The 14,657-nt window shown below is 67.3% G+C and carries 25 protein-coding genes; all 25 read left to right on the top strand.

Going from position 1 to position 14,657, the window contains the following annotated elements; translation table 11 throughout:
- Positions 1-7 precede the first annotated feature (7 nt).
- The 25 genes from ABZ924_RS24555 to map all read left to right on the top strand — a co-directional run bounded on the left by ABZ924_RS24555 (position 8) and on the right by map (position 14,623).
- On the top strand, positions 8-1,180 hold the full coding sequence (locus ABZ924_RS24555; protein WP_361913636.1) for an N-acetylmuramoyl-L-alanine amidase: 1,173 nt from the start codon (positions 8-10) through the stop codon (positions 1,178-1,180).
- A gap of 707 nt (positions 1,181-1,887) precedes the next feature.
- Complete coding sequence (gene rpsJ, locus ABZ924_RS24560; protein WP_003948644.1) at positions 1,888-2,196, top strand: 30S ribosomal protein S10; 309 nt, start codon at positions 1,888-1,890, stop codon at positions 2,194-2,196.
- A 14-nt stretch (positions 2,197-2,210) separates the two neighbouring features.
- Positions 2,211-2,855: a 50S ribosomal protein L3 gene (gene rplC / locus ABZ924_RS24565; RefSeq protein WP_361913639.1), complete on the top strand. Its 645-nt coding sequence runs from the start codon at positions 2,211-2,213 to the stop codon at positions 2,853-2,855.
- A gap of 4 nt (positions 2,856-2,859) precedes the next feature.
- Positions 2,860-3,510 carry a 50S ribosomal protein L4 gene (gene rplD, locus ABZ924_RS24570; protein WP_361913642.1) on the top strand — a complete coding sequence of 217 codons (651 nt, stop codon included), beginning with the start codon at positions 2,860-2,862 and terminating at the stop codon, positions 3,508-3,510.
- The gene (gene rplW, locus ABZ924_RS24575; RefSeq protein WP_114053736.1) at positions 3,510-3,833 is read left to right on the top strand and encodes a 50S ribosomal protein L23; all 324 of its coding nucleotides are present in this window, start codon (positions 3,510-3,512) and stop codon (positions 3,831-3,833) included. Before rplD ends, rplW begins: the two co-directional genes overlap by 1 nt.
- Before the next feature lie 39 nt (positions 3,834-3,872).
- The gene (gene rplB, locus ABZ924_RS24580) at positions 3,873-4,709 is read left to right on the top strand and encodes a 50S ribosomal protein L2 (protein ID WP_361913645.1); all 837 of its coding nucleotides are present in this window, start codon (positions 3,873-3,875) and stop codon (positions 4,707-4,709) included.
- A 12-nt stretch (positions 4,710-4,721) separates the two neighbouring features.
- The gene (rpsS, locus tag ABZ924_RS24585; RefSeq protein WP_361913648.1) at positions 4,722-5,003 is read left to right on the top strand and encodes a 30S ribosomal protein S19; all 282 of its coding nucleotides are present in this window, start codon (positions 4,722-4,724) and stop codon (positions 5,001-5,003) included.
- Positions 5,004-5,044: 41 nt separating this feature from the next.
- Positions 5,045-5,392, top strand: a complete 348-nt coding sequence (gene rplV / locus ABZ924_RS24590) for a 50S ribosomal protein L22 (RefSeq protein WP_361090680.1) — start codon at positions 5,045-5,047, stop codon at positions 5,390-5,392.
- The gene (gene rpsC, locus ABZ924_RS24595) at positions 5,392-6,231 is read left to right on the top strand and encodes a 30S ribosomal protein S3 (RefSeq protein WP_179173312.1); all 840 of its coding nucleotides are present in this window, start codon (positions 5,392-5,394) and stop codon (positions 6,229-6,231) included. The genes rplV and rpsC overlap by 1 nt, the downstream gene beginning before the upstream one ends.
- Positions 6,232-6,236: 5 nt before the next feature.
- Entirely contained in the window at positions 6,237-6,656 is a 420-nt protein-coding gene (rplP, locus tag ABZ924_RS24600; protein WP_030653642.1) for a 50S ribosomal protein L16, read from the top strand.
- Positions 6,656-6,880, top strand: a complete 225-nt coding sequence (rpmC, locus tag ABZ924_RS24605; RefSeq protein ID WP_114053741.1) for a 50S ribosomal protein L29 — start codon at positions 6,656-6,658, stop codon at positions 6,878-6,880. Before rplP ends, rpmC begins: the two co-directional genes overlap by 1 nt.
- The gene (rpsQ, locus tag ABZ924_RS24610) at positions 6,880-7,161 is read left to right on the top strand and encodes a 30S ribosomal protein S17 (protein ID WP_079429300.1); all 282 of its coding nucleotides are present in this window, start codon (positions 6,880-6,882) and stop codon (positions 7,159-7,161) included. The genes rpmC and rpsQ overlap by 1 nt, the downstream gene beginning before the upstream one ends.
- Positions 7,162-7,260: 99 nt before the next feature.
- A complete protein-coding gene (gene rplN / locus ABZ924_RS24615; RefSeq protein ID WP_003956455.1) occupies positions 7,261-7,629 on the top strand; it encodes a 50S ribosomal protein L14 in 369 nt (122 codons plus the stop codon).
- A 2-nt stretch (positions 7,630-7,631) separates the two neighbouring features.
- Complete coding sequence (gene rplX / locus ABZ924_RS24620; RefSeq protein WP_361913654.1) at positions 7,632-7,943, top strand: 50S ribosomal protein L24; 312 nt, start codon at positions 7,632-7,634, stop codon at positions 7,941-7,943.
- A complete protein-coding gene (rplE, locus tag ABZ924_RS24625; protein ID WP_358893649.1) occupies positions 7,943-8,494 on the top strand; it encodes a 50S ribosomal protein L5 in 552 nt (183 codons plus the stop codon). Before rplX ends, rplE begins: the two co-directional genes overlap by 1 nt.
- Before the next feature lie 5 nt (positions 8,495-8,499).
- On the top strand, positions 8,500-8,685 hold the full coding sequence (locus ABZ924_RS24630) for a type Z 30S ribosomal protein S14 (protein WP_003956452.1): 186 nt from the start codon (positions 8,500-8,502) through the stop codon (positions 8,683-8,685).
- 219 nt (positions 8,686-8,904) lie between these two features.
- Positions 8,905-9,303: a 30S ribosomal protein S8 gene (gene rpsH, locus ABZ924_RS24635; protein WP_042812335.1), complete on the top strand. Its 399-nt coding sequence runs from the start codon at positions 8,905-8,907 to the stop codon at positions 9,301-9,303.
- 20 nt (positions 9,304-9,323) lie between these two features.
- Positions 9,324-9,863: a 50S ribosomal protein L6 gene (gene rplF, locus ABZ924_RS24640; RefSeq protein ID WP_114053744.1), complete on the top strand. Its 540-nt coding sequence runs from the start codon at positions 9,324-9,326 to the stop codon at positions 9,861-9,863.
- 4 nt (positions 9,864-9,867) lie between these two features.
- Positions 9,868-10,251 carry a 50S ribosomal protein L18 gene (gene rplR, locus ABZ924_RS24645; RefSeq protein WP_361913659.1) on the top strand — a complete coding sequence of 128 codons (384 nt, stop codon included), beginning with the start codon at positions 9,868-9,870 and terminating at the stop codon, positions 10,249-10,251.
- A gap of 45 nt (positions 10,252-10,296) precedes the next feature.
- A complete protein-coding gene (gene rpsE / locus ABZ924_RS24650; protein WP_361913662.1) occupies positions 10,297-10,899 on the top strand; it encodes a 30S ribosomal protein S5 in 603 nt (200 codons plus the stop codon).
- Positions 10,899-11,081 (top strand): 50S ribosomal protein L30, encoded by a 183-nt coding sequence (gene rpmD / locus ABZ924_RS24655; protein ID WP_005313525.1) that lies wholly within the window; start codon positions 10,899-10,901, stop codon positions 11,079-11,081. The genes rpsE and rpmD overlap by 1 nt, the downstream gene beginning before the upstream one ends.
- A 2-nt stretch (positions 11,082-11,083) precedes the next feature.
- Complete coding sequence (gene rplO / locus ABZ924_RS24660) at positions 11,084-11,539, top strand: 50S ribosomal protein L15 (protein WP_361913664.1); 456 nt, start codon at positions 11,084-11,086, stop codon at positions 11,537-11,539.
- A gap of 186 nt (positions 11,540-11,725) precedes the next feature.
- On the top strand, positions 11,726-13,039 hold the full coding sequence (gene secY, locus ABZ924_RS24665; protein WP_361913667.1) for a preprotein translocase subunit SecY: 1,314 nt from the start codon (positions 11,726-11,728) through the stop codon (positions 13,037-13,039).
- Positions 13,039-13,686 (top strand): adenylate kinase, encoded by a 648-nt coding sequence (locus ABZ924_RS24670; protein WP_361913670.1) that lies wholly within the window; start codon positions 13,039-13,041, stop codon positions 13,684-13,686. The genes secY and ABZ924_RS24670 overlap by 1 nt, the downstream gene beginning before the upstream one ends.
- 100 nt (positions 13,687-13,786) lie before the next feature.
- Positions 13,787-14,623 carry a type I methionyl aminopeptidase gene (gene map / locus ABZ924_RS24675; RefSeq protein WP_361913673.1) on the top strand — a complete coding sequence of 279 codons (837 nt, stop codon included), beginning with the start codon at positions 13,787-13,789 and terminating at the stop codon, positions 14,621-14,623.
- Positions 14,624-14,657 lie beyond the last annotated feature (34 nt).

Here is a 14,657-nt window from a genome sequence, read left to right on the forward strand (position 1 = left end):
AACGGACGTGAAACCGAATCGTGTGTGCGGTACGGCCCTGGCCCTGGCCCTCGTGCTCGGCGCCTCGGCGTTATGGGGCCCGCCGGGAGCCGCGGCCGGAGCGGGGGCCGTACCCGCCGGCGGCGACGCCGCGCTGTACCGGCTGGCCCTGACGCCCGGCGCCCGCGGCGAGGCGGGGCTCGCCCGGCAGCGGACCCGGCCGTTCGCCCTGCTGGGCGTCTCGTGGACGGACCCCTCGGCCGGGCTGACCGGCACCGTCGAGGCCCGCACCCGGGACGCCGCGACCGGCCGCTGGTCGCCCTGGACCGCCCTCGAGCCGGTCGAGCCCGGCCTCGACGGCCCGCGCCCCGGGGCCCGCGGCTCGACGGAGCCAGTCTGGGTCGGCCCGTCCGACGGCGCCGAGGTCCGCGTCCGCGGGGCCGCGGCCCTGCCCGCCGGGCTGGAGGTGAGCCTGGTGGACCCGGGGCGCGACCCCGGGGCCCCGCCGCAGGACGGCGGCCCCGCGCCCGCGCGCCCGCCGGCACCCGCCGCGCCCGCGGCCCCCGGACCGCCCTCGACGGCGCCCCGCCCGGCCGTGGTCCCGCGGATCGCCTGGGGCGCCGACGAATCCCTGAACGACGAGGGGCCGGTCTACCTGCCCGGCGGCCGCATCAAGGCCGTCTTCGTCCACCACACCGCCGACGCCCGGCCGTACGACTGCTCGCAGTCCGCGGCGATCATCCGGGGCATCCACGTCTTCCACGTGAGGACCAACGGCTGGCGCGACCTCGGCTACAACTTCCTCGTCGACCGGTGCGGCACGGTCTTCGAGGGCCGGCGGGGCGGCGTCGACCGGCCCGTCCGCGGCGCGCACACCTACGGCTGGAACGCCGAATCGGCGGGCATCGCCGTCCTCGGCGACCACACCGCCGCCGGGGCCTCGGCGGCCGCGCTGGCCGCCGTAGCCCGGGTCGCCGCGTACAAGCTGGGCCAGTACGGGGGCACCCTCGACGGCACCGCGATGCTGACCGCGGGGGCCACGCAGAGGAACCTCGCCGGGGCCTCCTTCACGGCCGGGCGGGCGTATCCGTTCCGGGCGGTGTCCGGCCACCGCGACGGCTTCGCCACCGAGTGCCCGGGCGACGCGCTGTACGCGCAGCTGGACGGGATCCGGGCGGCGGACGGCCTGTCCGGCTGGTGATCCGCTGCGCGGAGCCGGTTCCCCACCCCGCCCCTTCCCGCTGTGCCGGATATGCGGCTCCGCCGCGTGGCGGGCTCCGCCCGGCCCCGGTTCCGGGCGCTTCGCGCCCGGTGCGCTCAAACGCCGCGCGGGCTGGATGTGCCGCGCAGCGGCGCAAAATTCAGCCTCGCCGGCGTTTGAGGCGCGGGGTCTGGGGCGGAGTCCCAGTTCGGGAAGGGGCGGGGAGGGGACTGCTCCGCGCAGCGGGGCTCCGCCTGGGCCCGGGCAGCGGGCCCGCGTGCCGCTGTTTGACCACTCAGCGTGGCGGGGTATTCTCTTCGGCCCGATTGGCGCACTACGTGTCTTGTATGGCAGACTACTCGGGTTGCTCGGCTGAGTGTCGATGCTGCGCGCCTCCCGCCGGGAGGACCGGAAGCGAGTCCCACGGTACTCGTCGCCTTTATCTGCCTCTCGGGGCAGCAATGGGGCGGACGTACGGGAATCTTTCGGGAAGCGTTCGCACGGTGCCGGCCAGGCGCTCGGTGGGTGTTTCTCCCCCGAACCGCGGTCCAGGGACCGCACCCCCTGAGAAGGGAATTTCCGTATGGGAATTTTCTTGGAGGGAGTGCGACACGCCCGACCGCGGGGGTCGGCGAGAAGCGGTGGAGAGATCCACGGCCGGCCGAGGGCTAGAGCGTTTCCACAACAGACAGGACTACGGAGTAGCCATGGCGGGACAGAAGATCCGCATCCGGCTCAAGGCCTACGACCACGAGGTCATCGACTCCTCGGCGAAGAAGATCGTCGAGACGGTGACCCGCACTGGTGCGTCGGTCGCGGGCCCGGTGCCGCTGCCCACTGAGAAGAACGTGTACTGCGTCATCAAGTCGCCGCACAAGTACAAGGACTCGCGCGAGCACTTCGAGATGCGCACGCACAAGCGCCTGATCGACATCCTCGACCCGACGCCCAAGACCGTTGACTCGCTGATGCGCCTGGACCTTCCGGCCGGCGTCGACATCGAGATCAAGCTCTGAGAGGCGTCGAGAAGATGGCAAAGCAGATCAAGGGCGTCCTGGGCGAGAAGCTCGGCATGACCCAGGTCTGGGACGAGAACAACCGTGTCGTCCCGGTCACCGTCGTCAAGGCCGGTCCCTGCGTCGTCACCCAGGTCCGTACGAACGACACCGACGGCTACGAGTCGGTCCAGATCGCCTTCGGCGAGATCGACCCGCGCAAGGTGAACAAGCCCCTCAAGGGCCACTTCGCCAAGGCCGACGTCACCCCCCGCCGCCACCTGGTGGAGCTCCGCACCTCCGACGCCAGCGAGTACACGCTCGGCCAGGAGATCACCGCGGCCGTGTTCGAGTCCGGCGTCAAGGTTGACGTCACGGGCAAGAGCAAGGGCAAGGGCTTCGCCGGTGTCATGAAGCGCCACAACTTCCGGGGCCTCGGCGCCGGTCACGGTGTGCAGCGCAAGCACCGCTCCCCCGGTTCGATCGGTGGCTGCGCCACCCCTGGGCGCGTCTTCAAGGGCGTGCGCATGGCTGGTCGTATGGGCAACGAGCGCGTCACCACCCAGAACCTGACCATCCACGCGGTGGACGCGGAGAAGGGTCTGCTCCTCATCAAGGGTGCGGTCCCCGGTCCGAACGGCGGCCTCGTCCTGGTCCGTACCGCGGCCAAGGGGGCTTGAGGTAATGAGCACCATTGACATCCTTTCGCCGGCAGGCGACAAGGCCGGTACCGTCGAGCTCCCCGCGGAGATCTTCGACGCGAAGACCAGCGTTCCGCTGATCCACCAGGTCGTCGTCGCGCAGCTGGCCGCGGCCCGTCAGGGCACGCACAAGACCAAGACCCGTGGCGAAGTCCGTGGTGGTGGCAAGAAGCCTTACCGCCAGAAGGGCACCGGCCGCGCCCGTCAGGGTTCGACCCGCGCTCCGCAGTTCGCCGGCGGTGGCGTCGTCCACGGCCCCGTGCCGCGTGACTACTCGCAGCGGACCCCGAAGAAGATGAAGGCCGCCGCCCTCCGCGGTGCCCTCTCGGACCGTGCGCGTCACTCCCGCATCCACGTCGTCACCGGCGTGGTCGAGGGTGCCGCCTCCACCAAGGCCGCCAAGACGCTGTTCGGCAAGATCACGGAGCGCAAGAACCTGCTCCTGGTCGTCGAGCGTGCCGACGAGGCCGCGTGGCTGTCCGCCCGCAACCTGCCCCAGGTTCACATCCTGGAGCCGGGCCAGCTGAACACGTACGACGTGATCGTCTCTGACGACGTGGTCTTCACCCAGGCCGCGCTGGAGTCCTTCGTGTCTGGCCCCAAGGCCGTTGAGACCGAAGGGAGCGACGCCTGATGTCCGAGGCGACCGTTACCAGCAAGACCTTCACTGACCCGCGCGACCTGCTGATCAAGCCGGTTGTCTCGGAGAAGAGCTACGCGCTGCTCGACGAGAACAAGTACACGTTCATCGTCGCGCCCGGCGCCAACAAGACCCAGATCAAGCAGGCCGTCGAGGCGGTCTTCTCGGTCAAGGTCACCGGGGTCAACACGATCAACCGTCAGGGCAAGCGCAAGCGCACCCGCACCGGTTTCGGCAAGCGTGCCAACACCAAGCGCGCCATCGTGACCCTCGCTGAGGGCGACCGTATCGACATCTTCGGCGGCCAGGCCTCCTAACGGAGTCTGAGTCGTCCGGAATCGGACGAGGACTGAGAAATGGGTATCCGCAAGTACAAGCCGACGACCCCGGGCCGTCGTGGCTCCAGCGTCGCCGACTTTGTCGAGATCACGCGGTCCACGCCGGAGAAGTCGCTGGTCCGCCCCCTGCACAGCAAGGGCGGCCGTAACAACACCGGTCGTGTGACCGTTCGCCACCAGGGCGGTGGCCACAAGCGCGCCTACCGCGTGATCGACTTCCGTCGTCACGACAAGGACGGCGTGCCGGCCAAGGTCGCGCACATCGAGTACGACCCCAACCGCACCGCGCGTATCGCGCTGCTGCACTACGCCGACGGCGAGAAGCGCTACATCATCGCGCCGCGCGGTCTGCAGCAGGGCGACCGGATTGAGAACGGCCCGACGGCCGACATCAAGCCCGGCAACAACCTGGCGCTGCGCAACATCCCGGTCGGTACGACCATCCACGCCATCGAGCTGCGTCCCGGCGGCGGTGCGAAGTTCGCCCGCTCCGCGGGTGCCTCCGTGCAGCTGCTGGCGAAGGAGGGCACCATGGCCCACCTTCGTATGCCGTCCGGTGAGATCCGTCTCGTCGACGCGCGCTGCCGTGCCACGGTTGGCGAGGTCGGCAACGCCGAGCAGTCGAACATCAACTGGGGCAAGGCCGGCCGCATGCGCTGGAAGGGCGTCCGCCCGACCGTCCGCGGTGTCGCGATGAACCCGGTTGACCACCCGCACGGTGGTGGTGAGGGCAAGACCTCCGGTGGTCGCCACCCGGTCTCCCCGTGGGGTCAGAAGGAGGGTCGTACTCGCTCGCCGAAGAAGGCTTCGAGCAAGTACATCGTCCGCCGCCGCAAGACGAACAAGAAGCGCTAGGAGCGGGTTTAGATGCCGCGCAGTCTCAAGAAGGGACCCTTCGTTGACGGCCACCTCCTGAAGAAGGTGGACGTCCAGAACGAAGCCGGTACCAAGAACGTCATCAAGACCTGGTCCCGTCGCTCGATGATCATCCCCAGCATGCTGGGTCACACGATCGCGGTGCACAACGGCAAGACGCACGTCCCGGTGTTCGTCACCGAGTCGATGGTCGGCCACAAGCTCGGCGAGTTCTCGCCGACTCGCACCTTCCGCGGCCACGTCAAGGACGACCGGAAGTCGAAGCGCCGCTAAGCGGGGTGGGAACGACTATGACTTACACCGAAGGGACAACCATGGAAGCCAGGGCCCAGGCGCGGTACATCCGCGTCACGCCCATGAAGGCCCGCCGCGTGGTGGACCTCATCCGTGGCATGGACGCCACGGAGGCTCAGGCGGTCCTGCGTTTCGCCCCGCAGGCCGCGAGCGTGCCGGTCGGCAAGGTGCTGGACAGCGCCATTGCCAACGCCGCACACAACTACAACCACACGGACGCTTCTTCGCTGTTCATCAGCGAGGCGTTCGTGGACGAGGGCCCGACCCTGAAGCGGTTCCGTCCGCGCGCCCAGGGCCGTGCCTACCGGATCCGCAAGCGGACCAGCCACATCACCGTGGTCGTCAGCAGCAAGGAAGGTTCCCGGTAATGGGCCAGAAGGTAAACCCGCACGGGTTCCGGCTCGGCATCACCACCGACTTCAAGTCGCGCTGGTACGCCGACAAGCTGTACAAGGACTACGTCAAGGAAGACGTCGCCATCCGTCGGATGATGACGTCCGGCATGGAGCGCGCCGGCATCTCGAAGGTTGAGATCGAGCGCACCCGTGACCGCGTGCGTGTGGACATCCACACCGCTCGTCCGGGCATCGTCATCGGCCGCCGTGGCGCCGAGGCCGACCGCATCCGCGGCGACCTCGAGAAGCTCACCGGCAAGCAGGTCCAGCTGAACATCCTCGAGGTCAAGAACCCCGAGCTCGACGCTCAGCTGGTTGCGCAGGCCGTGGCCGAGCAGCTCTCCTCCCGCGTTTCCTTCCGCCGTGCCATGCGCAAGAGCATGCAGGGCACCATGAAGGCCGGCGCCAAGGGCATCAAGATCCAGTGTGGTGGCCGTCTCGGCGGCGCCGAGATGTCCCGGTCCGAGTTCTACCGCGAGGGTCGTGTGCCGCTGCACACGCTGCGCGCGAACGTGGACTACGGCTTCTTCGAGGCCAAGACCACCTTCGGCCGCATCGGCGTGAAGGTCTGGATCTACAAGGGCGACGTCAAGAACATCGCCGAGGTTCGCGCCGAGAACGCTGCGGCCCGCGCGGGTAACCGCCCGGCCCGTGGTGCCGGCGCTGGCGACCGTCCCGCCGGCCGTGGTGGCCGCGGTGGCGAGCGCGGCGGCCGTGGTGGCCGCAAGCCGCAGCAGGCTGCTGCCGCCGAGGCCCCCAAGGCCGACGCCGCTGCCGCCGCTCCGGCCGAGAGCACCGGAACGGAGGCCTGACCGACATGCTGATCCCTCGTAGGGTCAAGCACCGCAAGCAGCACCACCCGAAGCGCCGCGGTATGGCCAAGGGCGGTACTGAGGTCTCGTTCGGCGAGTACGGCATCCAGGCGCTCACCCCCGCCTACGTGACGAACCGCCAGATCGAGGCGGCTCGTATTGCGATGACCCGCCACATCAAGCGTGGCGGCAAGGTCTGGATCAACATCTACCCGGACCGTCCGCTGACGAAGAAGCCCGCCGAGACCCGCATGGGTTCCGGTAAGGGTTCCCCGGAGTGGTGGATCGCGAACGTGCACCCGGGCCGGGTCATGTTCGAGCTGTCCTACCCGAACGAAAAGATTGCGCGTGAGGCTCTGACTCGTGCGGCCCACAAGCTGCCGATGAAGTGCCGGATCGTCAAGCGCGAGGCAGGTGAGTCGTGATGGCGGCCGGAACCAAGGCATCCGAGCTGCGTGAGCTGGGCAACGAGGAGCTCGTTGCCAAGCTGCGTGAGGCCAAGGAAGAGCTGTTCAAGCTCCGCTTCCAGGCGGCCACGGGCCAGCTGGAGAACAACGGCCGGCTGAAGTCCGTCCGTAAGGACATCGCCCGGATCTACACCCTGATGCACGAGCGCGAGCTCGGTATCGAGACGGTGGAGAACGCCTGATGAGCGAGAAGAACGTGACTGAGAAGACCGAGCGCGGCTTCCGCAAGACCCGTGAGGGCCTGGTCGTCAGCGACAAGATGGACAAGACCGTCGTCGTCGCCGTCGAGGACCGCGTCAAGCACGCGCTGTACGGCAAGGTCATCCGCCGTACGAACAAGCTCAAGGCTCACGACGAGCAGAACGCTGCCGGCGTCGGCGACCGCGTCCTCATCATGGAGACGCGTCCGCTGTCGGCGAGCAAGCGCTGGCGCATCGTCGAGATCCTCGAGAAGGCCAAGTAATCAGTCCGGGGGCCTTCCCCCGGATTCGTTCCGCCAGGCTCGGCCGGGGCCCCGTGAAGGGGCCCCGGCCGGGAACCGGCAGACAAACAGGAGATAGACGTGATCCAGCAGGAGTCGCGGCTTCGTGTCGCCGACAACACTGGTGCCAAGGAGATCCTTTGCATCCGTGTTCTCGGTGGCTCCGGCCGCCGCTACGCGGGCATCGGTGACGTCATCGTCGCCACCGTCAAGGACGCGATCCCCGGTGGCAACGTGAAGAAGGGTGACGTCGTCAAGGCGGTCATCGTTCGCACCGTCAAGGAGCGCCGCCGCCAGGACGGCTCGTACATCCGCTTCGACGAGAACGCCGCCGTCATTCTGAAGAACGACGGCGACCCTCGCGGCACCCGTATCTTCGGCCCCGTGGGCCGTGAGCTGCGCGAGAAGAAGTTCATGAAGATCATCTCGCTCGCGCCGGAGGTGCTGTAAGCATGAAGATCAAGAAGGGCGACCTGGTCCAGGTCATCACCGGTAAGGACAAGGGCAAGCAGGGCAAGGTCGTCGCGGCCTTCCCCGCCGACAACCGCGTCCTGGTCGAGGGTGTCAACCGGGTCAAGAAGCACACCAAGGCTGGTCCGAACCAGGCCGGCGGCATCGTGATCACCGAGGCCCCCGTCCACGTTTCGAACGTCCAGCTGGTCGTGGAGAAGGACGGCAAGAAGGTCGTCACCCGCGTCGGTTACCGCTTCGACGACGAGGGCAACAAGATCCGCGTTGCCAAGCGCACGGGTGAGGACATCTGATGGCTACCACTCCGCGTCTGAAGACGAAGTACCGCGAGGAGATCGCGGGCAAGATGCGTGAAGAGTTCTCCTACGAGAACGTCATGCAGATTCCCGGCCTCGTCAAGATCGTCGTGAACATGGGTGTCGGCGACGCCGCCCGTGACTCGAAGCTGATCGACGGCGCCATCCGCGACCTGACGACGATCACCGGTCAGAAGCCGGCCGTCACCAAGGCCCGCAAGTCCATCGCGCAGTTCAAGCTGCGCGAGGGTCAGCCGATCGGCTGCCACGTCACCCTCCGTGGTGACCGCATGTGGGAGTTCCTGGACCGTACGCTGTCGCTCGCGCTGCCGCGTATCCGTGACTTCCGCGGTCTGTCGCCGAAGCAGTTCGACGGCCGTGGCAACTACACCTTCGGTCTCACGGAGCAGGTCATGTTCCACGAGATCGACCAGGACAAGATCGACCGTACCCGGGGTATGGACATCACCGTGGTCACCACGGCGACCAACGACGCTGAGGGCCGCGCGCTCCTTCGTCACCTCGGCTTCCCCTTCAAGGAGGCGTAAGCGAGATGGCGAAGAAGGCTCTCATCGCGAAGGCTGCCCGCAAGCCCAAGTTCGGTGTGCGTGCGTACACCCGCTGCCAGCGCTGCGGTCGCCCCCACTCCGTGTACCGCAAGTTCGGCCTGTGCCGCGTGTGCCTCCGTGAGATGGCTCACCGTGGCGAGCTGCCGGGCGTGACCAAGAGCTCCTGGTAATCCCTTCACCCCTTGGGTGTTGAGGGTTTCAGGACGCTCTCGGTAAGTATCTGGGCCGGTGGATGCCCAGCCCCCATGCCGTAGGCTGGTGGGGTTGGGCGTCCGCCGCCCGTCGACTTACTACGCCGTAGGTCCCCGCGCCGCACCCGTCCCGCCCCTGTGTGGGGAGAGGGATGGCGCATACAGGAAACCCCGGCGAGAGAGGCCGAAGGCCGATTCATGACCATGACTGACCCGATCGCAGACATGCTCACTCGTCTGCGTAACGCAAACTCGGCGTACCACGACTCCGTCGTGATGCCGCACAGCAAGATCAAGTCGCACATCGCGGAAATCCTCAAGCAGGAGGGTTTCATCACCGGCTGGAAGGTCGAGGACGCCGAGGTCGGCAAGAACCTCGTCCTCGAGCTGAAGTTCGGTCCGAACCGCGAGCGCTCGATCGCCGGCATCAAGCGAATCTCGAAGCCGGGTCTGCGTGTGTACGCGAAGTCCACCAACCTGCCGAAGGTCCTCGGCGGCCTGGGCGTGGCGATCATCTCCACGTCCCACGGTCTCCTGACCGGCCAGCAGGCGCAGAAGAAGGGCGTGGGTGGGGAAGTCCTCGCCTACGTCTGGTAGTCGGGAACGGAGGAAAAGCTATGTCTCGTATCGGCAAGCTCCCCATCCCGGTTCCCGCCGGCGTGGACGTCACCATCGATGGCCGCACGGTCGCGGTGAAGGGCCCCAAGGGTCTCCTCTCGCACACCGTTGCCGCCCCCATCGAGATCGTTAAGGGCGAGGACGGCGTTCTGAACGTCACCCGTCCGAACGACGAGCGTCAGAACAAGGCCCTCCACGGCCTGTCCCGCACGCTGGTGGCCAACATGATCACCGGTGTGACCCAGGGATACACCAAGGCGCTCGAGATCAGCGGTGTCGGTTACCGCGTTGCCGCGAAGGGCTCCGCTCTGGAGTTCCAGCTCGGCTACAGCCACCCGATCCTGGTGGAGGCCCCCGAGGGCATCTCCTTCAAGGTCGAGTCGCCGACCAAGTTCTCGGTCGAGGGCATCGACAAGCAGAAGGTCGGCGAGGTCGCCGCCAACATCCGCAAGCTGCGGAAGCCCGACCCGTACAAGGCCAAGGGCGTCAAGTACGCGGGCGAGGTCATCCGCCGCAAGGTCGGAAAGGCTGGTAAGTAAAGCCATGGCATACGGTGTGAAGATCGCCAAGGGCGACGCTTACAAGCGCGCTGCGAAGGCGCGCCGCCACATCCGCATCCGCAAGAGCATCTCGGGTACGGCGGAGCGTCCGCGCCTCGTCGTGACCCGCTCGAACCGCGGCATCACCGCCCAGGTCATCGACGACATCAAGGGTCACACCCTGGCGTCGGCGTCCAACCTGGACGCGTCGATCCGTGGTGGCGAGGGCGACAAGTCCGCGCAGGCCAAGCAGGTCGGTGCCCTGGTCGCCGAGCGCGCGAAGGCCGCCGGTGTCGAGGCCGTCGTGTTCGACCGCGGTGGCAACCGCTACGCCGGGCGCATTGCCGCTCTGGCTGACGCCGCCCGCGAAGCCGGGCTGAAGTTCTAAGCCCCGGTTCCGGGACTCACGGACGTAACAGAGAGAGGTAATCCAATGGCTGGACCCCAGCGCCGCGGCAGCGGTGCCGGTGGCGGCGAGCGGCGGGACCGGAAGGGTCGCGACGGTGGCGCTGCCGCCGAGAAGACCGCTTACGTTGAGCGCGTTGTCGCGATCAACCGCGTCGCCAAGGTTGTCAAGGGTGGTCGTCGCTTCAGCTTCACCGCGCTCGTCGTGGTGGGTGACGGTGACGGCACCGTAGGTGTCGGTTACGGCAAGGCCAAGGAAGTTCCCGCGGCCATCGCCAAGGGTGTCGAGGAGGCGAAGAAGAACTTCTTCCGCGTCCCCCGCATCCAGGGCACCATCCCGCACCCGATCCAGGGCGAGAAGGCGGCCGGCGTTGTCCTGCTGAAGCCTGCTTCCCCCGGTACCGGTGTTATCGCCGGTGGCCCGGTGCGCGCCGTTCTGGAGTGCGCCGGCGTTCACGACATCCTGTCGAAGTCGCTCGGCTCCGACAACGCGATCAACATCGTGCACGCGACCGTGGAGGCCCTCAAGGGCCTGCAGCGTCCCGAGGAGATCGCGGCCCGCCGCGGTCTGCCGCTCGAGGACGTCGCCCCCGCGGCTCTGCTCCGTGCGCGTGCAGGGGCGGGTGTGTGATGGCTCGCCTCAAGATCACGCAGACGAAGTCGTACATCGGTAGCAAGCAGAACCACCGCGACACCCTCCGTTCGCTCGGGCTCAAGCGCCTGAACGACGTGGTCGTCAAGGAGGACCGCCCCGAGTTCCGCGGCATGGTGCACACCGTCCGCCACCTCGTGACGGTTGAGGAGGTTGACTAATCATGGCTGAGACCAGCCCGCTGAAGGCCCACAACCTCCGTCCCGCCCCGGGCGCCAAGACCGCGAAGACCCGTGTGGGTCGCGGTGAGGCCTCGAAGGGTAAGACGGCCGGTCGTGGTACCAAGGGTACGAAGGCCCGTTACCAGGTTCCGCAGCGCTTCGAGGGTGGGCAGATGCCCCTCCACATGCGCCTGCCGAAGCTGAAGGGTTTCAAGAACCCGTTCCGCACCGAGTTCCAGGTCGTGAACCTGGACAAGCTGGCCGCGCTCTACCCGCAGGGTGGCGAGGTCACGGTGGCCGACCTGGTCGCCAAGGGTGCGGTTCGCAAGAACCAGCTCGTCAAGGTCCTGGGCCAGGGCGAGATCTCCGTGGCGCTGCAGGTTTCGGTTGACGCCGTCTCCGGCTCCGCCAAGGAGAAGATTGCCGCCGCCGGCGGCACCGTCACCGAGCTCGTCTAAGACGAACCCACGTGACAGATAGCTGAAAACCCGACCGGGGATGCCTCACATATGGGGCATCCCCGGTTGGTCGTTCCACGGGGGGCGCAGTCGCCGGTAAGGTGGCCTGCACCTTTGCTTGTACGTATTCGTCGAACCTCAGACCGTCACCTCTGACGCAGTAGCGCGGGGGTCGCAGGAGGCACCGTGCTCACCGCGTTCGCCCGGGCGTTCAAGACGCCCGACCTGCGCAAGAAGCTGCTCTTCACGCTCGGCATCATCGTGCTGTTCCGGCTCGGGTCCCACATCCCGGTACCCGGCGTGAGCTACAAGAACGTCCAGATCTGCGTCGAACAGGCCGGGAGCAGCAACAGCCTCTTCGGTCTCGTCAACATGTTCAGCGGCGGCGCGCTGCTGCAGATCACGATCTTCGCGCTCGGGATCATGCCGTACATCACGGCGAGCATCATCCTGCAGCTGCTGACCGTGGTCATCCCGAAGCTCGAGAACCTCAAGAAAGAGGGGCAGTCGGGTACTGCGAAGATCACGCAGTACACGCGCTACCTGACGGTCGCCCTCGCGATCCTCCAGGGCACGGGTCTCGTCGCCACCGCGCGCACCGGCGCGCTCTTCCAGGGCTGCCAGGTCGCCAGCCAGATCGTGCCGAACCGCTCGATCTTCACCACCGTCACGATGGTCGTCACCATGACCGCCGGCACCTGCGTGGTCATGTGGCTCGGCGAGCTCGTCACCGACCGCGGCATCGGCAACGGCATGTCGATCCTGATGTTCATCTCGATCGCCGCCGGCTTCATCGGCGCCCTGTGGCAGATCAAGCTCCAGGGCAAGATCGCCGACGGCTGGGTCGAGTTCGGCGTGGTGATCCTGGTCGGCTTGGCGATGGTCGCGCTCGTGGTCTTCGTGGAGCAGGCCCAGCGCCGCATCCCGGTCCAGTACGCGAAGCGCATGATCGGGCGCCGCGCGTACGGCGGCACCTCGACCTACATCCCGCTCAAGGTGAACCAGGCGGGTGTGATTCCGGTCATCTTCGCGTCGTCGCTGCTGTACATCCCCGCGCTGATCGTCCAGTTCAGCGGATCCACCGCAGACTGGGCGATCTGGATCCAAAAGCACTTCGTCAAGGGCGACCACCCGTACTACATCGCCGCCTACTTCCTCTTGATCGTCTTCTTCGCGTTCTTCTACGTGGCGATTTCGTTCAACCCCGAGGAAGTTGCAGACAACATGAAGAAGTATGGTGGGTTCATCCCGGGTATCCGCGCCGGTCGACCCACCGCCGAGTACCTGAGCTACGTGCTCAACCGGATCACCTGGCCGGGGTCGCTGTACCTGGGTCTCATCGCTCTTGTGCCGACGATGGCGTTGGCCGGCTTCGGAGCGAACCAGAACTTCCCGTTCGGCGGGACGAGCATCCTCATCATCGTGGGTGTGGGTCTGGAAACCGTGAAGCAGATCGAGAGCCAGCTCCAGCAGCGTAACTACGAAGGGTTCCTCCGCTGATGCGTATCGTCCTCGTCGGACCGCCCGGTGCGGGCAAGGGAACGCAGGCCGCGTTCCTTGCGAAGAACCTGTCGATCCCGCACATCTCCACGGGCGACCTGTTCCGGGCCAACATCAGCCAGAACACCGAGCTCGGCCAGCGCGCCAAGGCGTTCATGGACGCCGGCGACCTCGTCCCCGACGAGATCACCATCGGCATGGCCAAGGACCGGATGGAACAGCCGGACGCCGTGAACGGCTTCCTGCTCGACGGTTTCCCGCGCAACGTCTCGCAGGCCGAGGCGCTGGACGAGATGCTGAAGGCCGCGGGCATGACCCTCGACGCCGTCCTCGACCTGGAGGTCGAGGAGGACGAGGTCGTCAAGCGCATCGCCGGCCGCCGGATCTGCCGCAACGACTCCTCGCACGTCTTCCACGTCGCGTACGCCGCGCCGAAGACCGCGGGTGTCTGCGACCAGTGCGGCGGCGAGCTGTACCAGCGCGACGACGACTCCGAGGCCACGGTCCGCAACCGGCTGGAGGTCTACCACACGCAGACCGAGCCGATCATCGACTACTACAAGGCGCAGGGCCTGCTGGTGACCATCCCGGCCCTCGGCGAGGTCGCGGACGTCACGCAGCGCGCGATGGACGCCCTGAAGAAGTAGTACCCCCTGTGGTGCAGGTACGGCCGCGGTGTCCGGTGGACGCCGCGGCCGTACTGTTGAGTGAACCAGAACACGGCAGATCCGAAGGTGGAAGCTTCCCATGGTCCAGATCAAGACCCCCGAGCAGATCGCGAAGATGCGCGAGGCAGGGCTGGTCGTCGCCGCGATCCACGCGGCGACCCGTGAGGCGGCCGTTCCGGGCGCCACGACGCGGGATCTGGACATGGTCGCCCGCAAGGTGATCGCGGACGCGGGTGCCAAGTCGAACTTCCTCGGCTACGGCGGCTTCCCGGCGACCATCTGCACCTCGGTGAACGAGGTCGTCGTCCACGGCATCCCGGACGACAAGACCGTCCTCAAGGACGGCGACATCATCTCCATCGACGCCGGCGCCATCGTCGACGGCTGGCACGGCGACGCGGCCTTCACGGCCTTCGTGGGCGACGGACACGCTCCGGAGCTGATCGAGCTCTCCCGGGTGACCGAGGAGTCGATGTGGGCCGGCATCGCCGCGATGAAGAACGGCAACCGCCTCGTGGACATCTCCAAGGCCATCGAGGGCTACATCCGGCGCCAGCCGCGGCCCTCGTCCGGCAAGTACGGGATCATCGAGGACTACGGCGGCCACGGCATCGGCTCCGAGATGCACATGGACCCGCACCTGCTGAACTACGTCTCGCGCAAGCGCGGCAAGGGCATCAAGCTCGTCCCGGGCGTCTGCCTGGCCATCGAGCCGATGGTCTCGCTCGGAACCGCCCGTACGGAGGTACTGGCGGACGACTGGACGGTCATCACCACGGACGGCACCTGGTCCTCGCACTGGGAGCACTCCGTGGCCCTGACGGAGGCCGGTCCGATCGTCCTGACCAGCCCGGACTGCGGCAAGGCGAAGCTGGCGGAGTACGGGGTCACGACGGCCCCGGACCCGCTCGGCTGACCCCGGAGCCGCTCGCTTAATGATCTAGACTCGT

This window comes from Streptomyces sp. NPDC046876, from assembly GCF_040645035.1.
Lineage (GTDB): Bacteria > Actinomycetota > Actinomycetes > Streptomycetales > Streptomycetaceae > Streptomyces.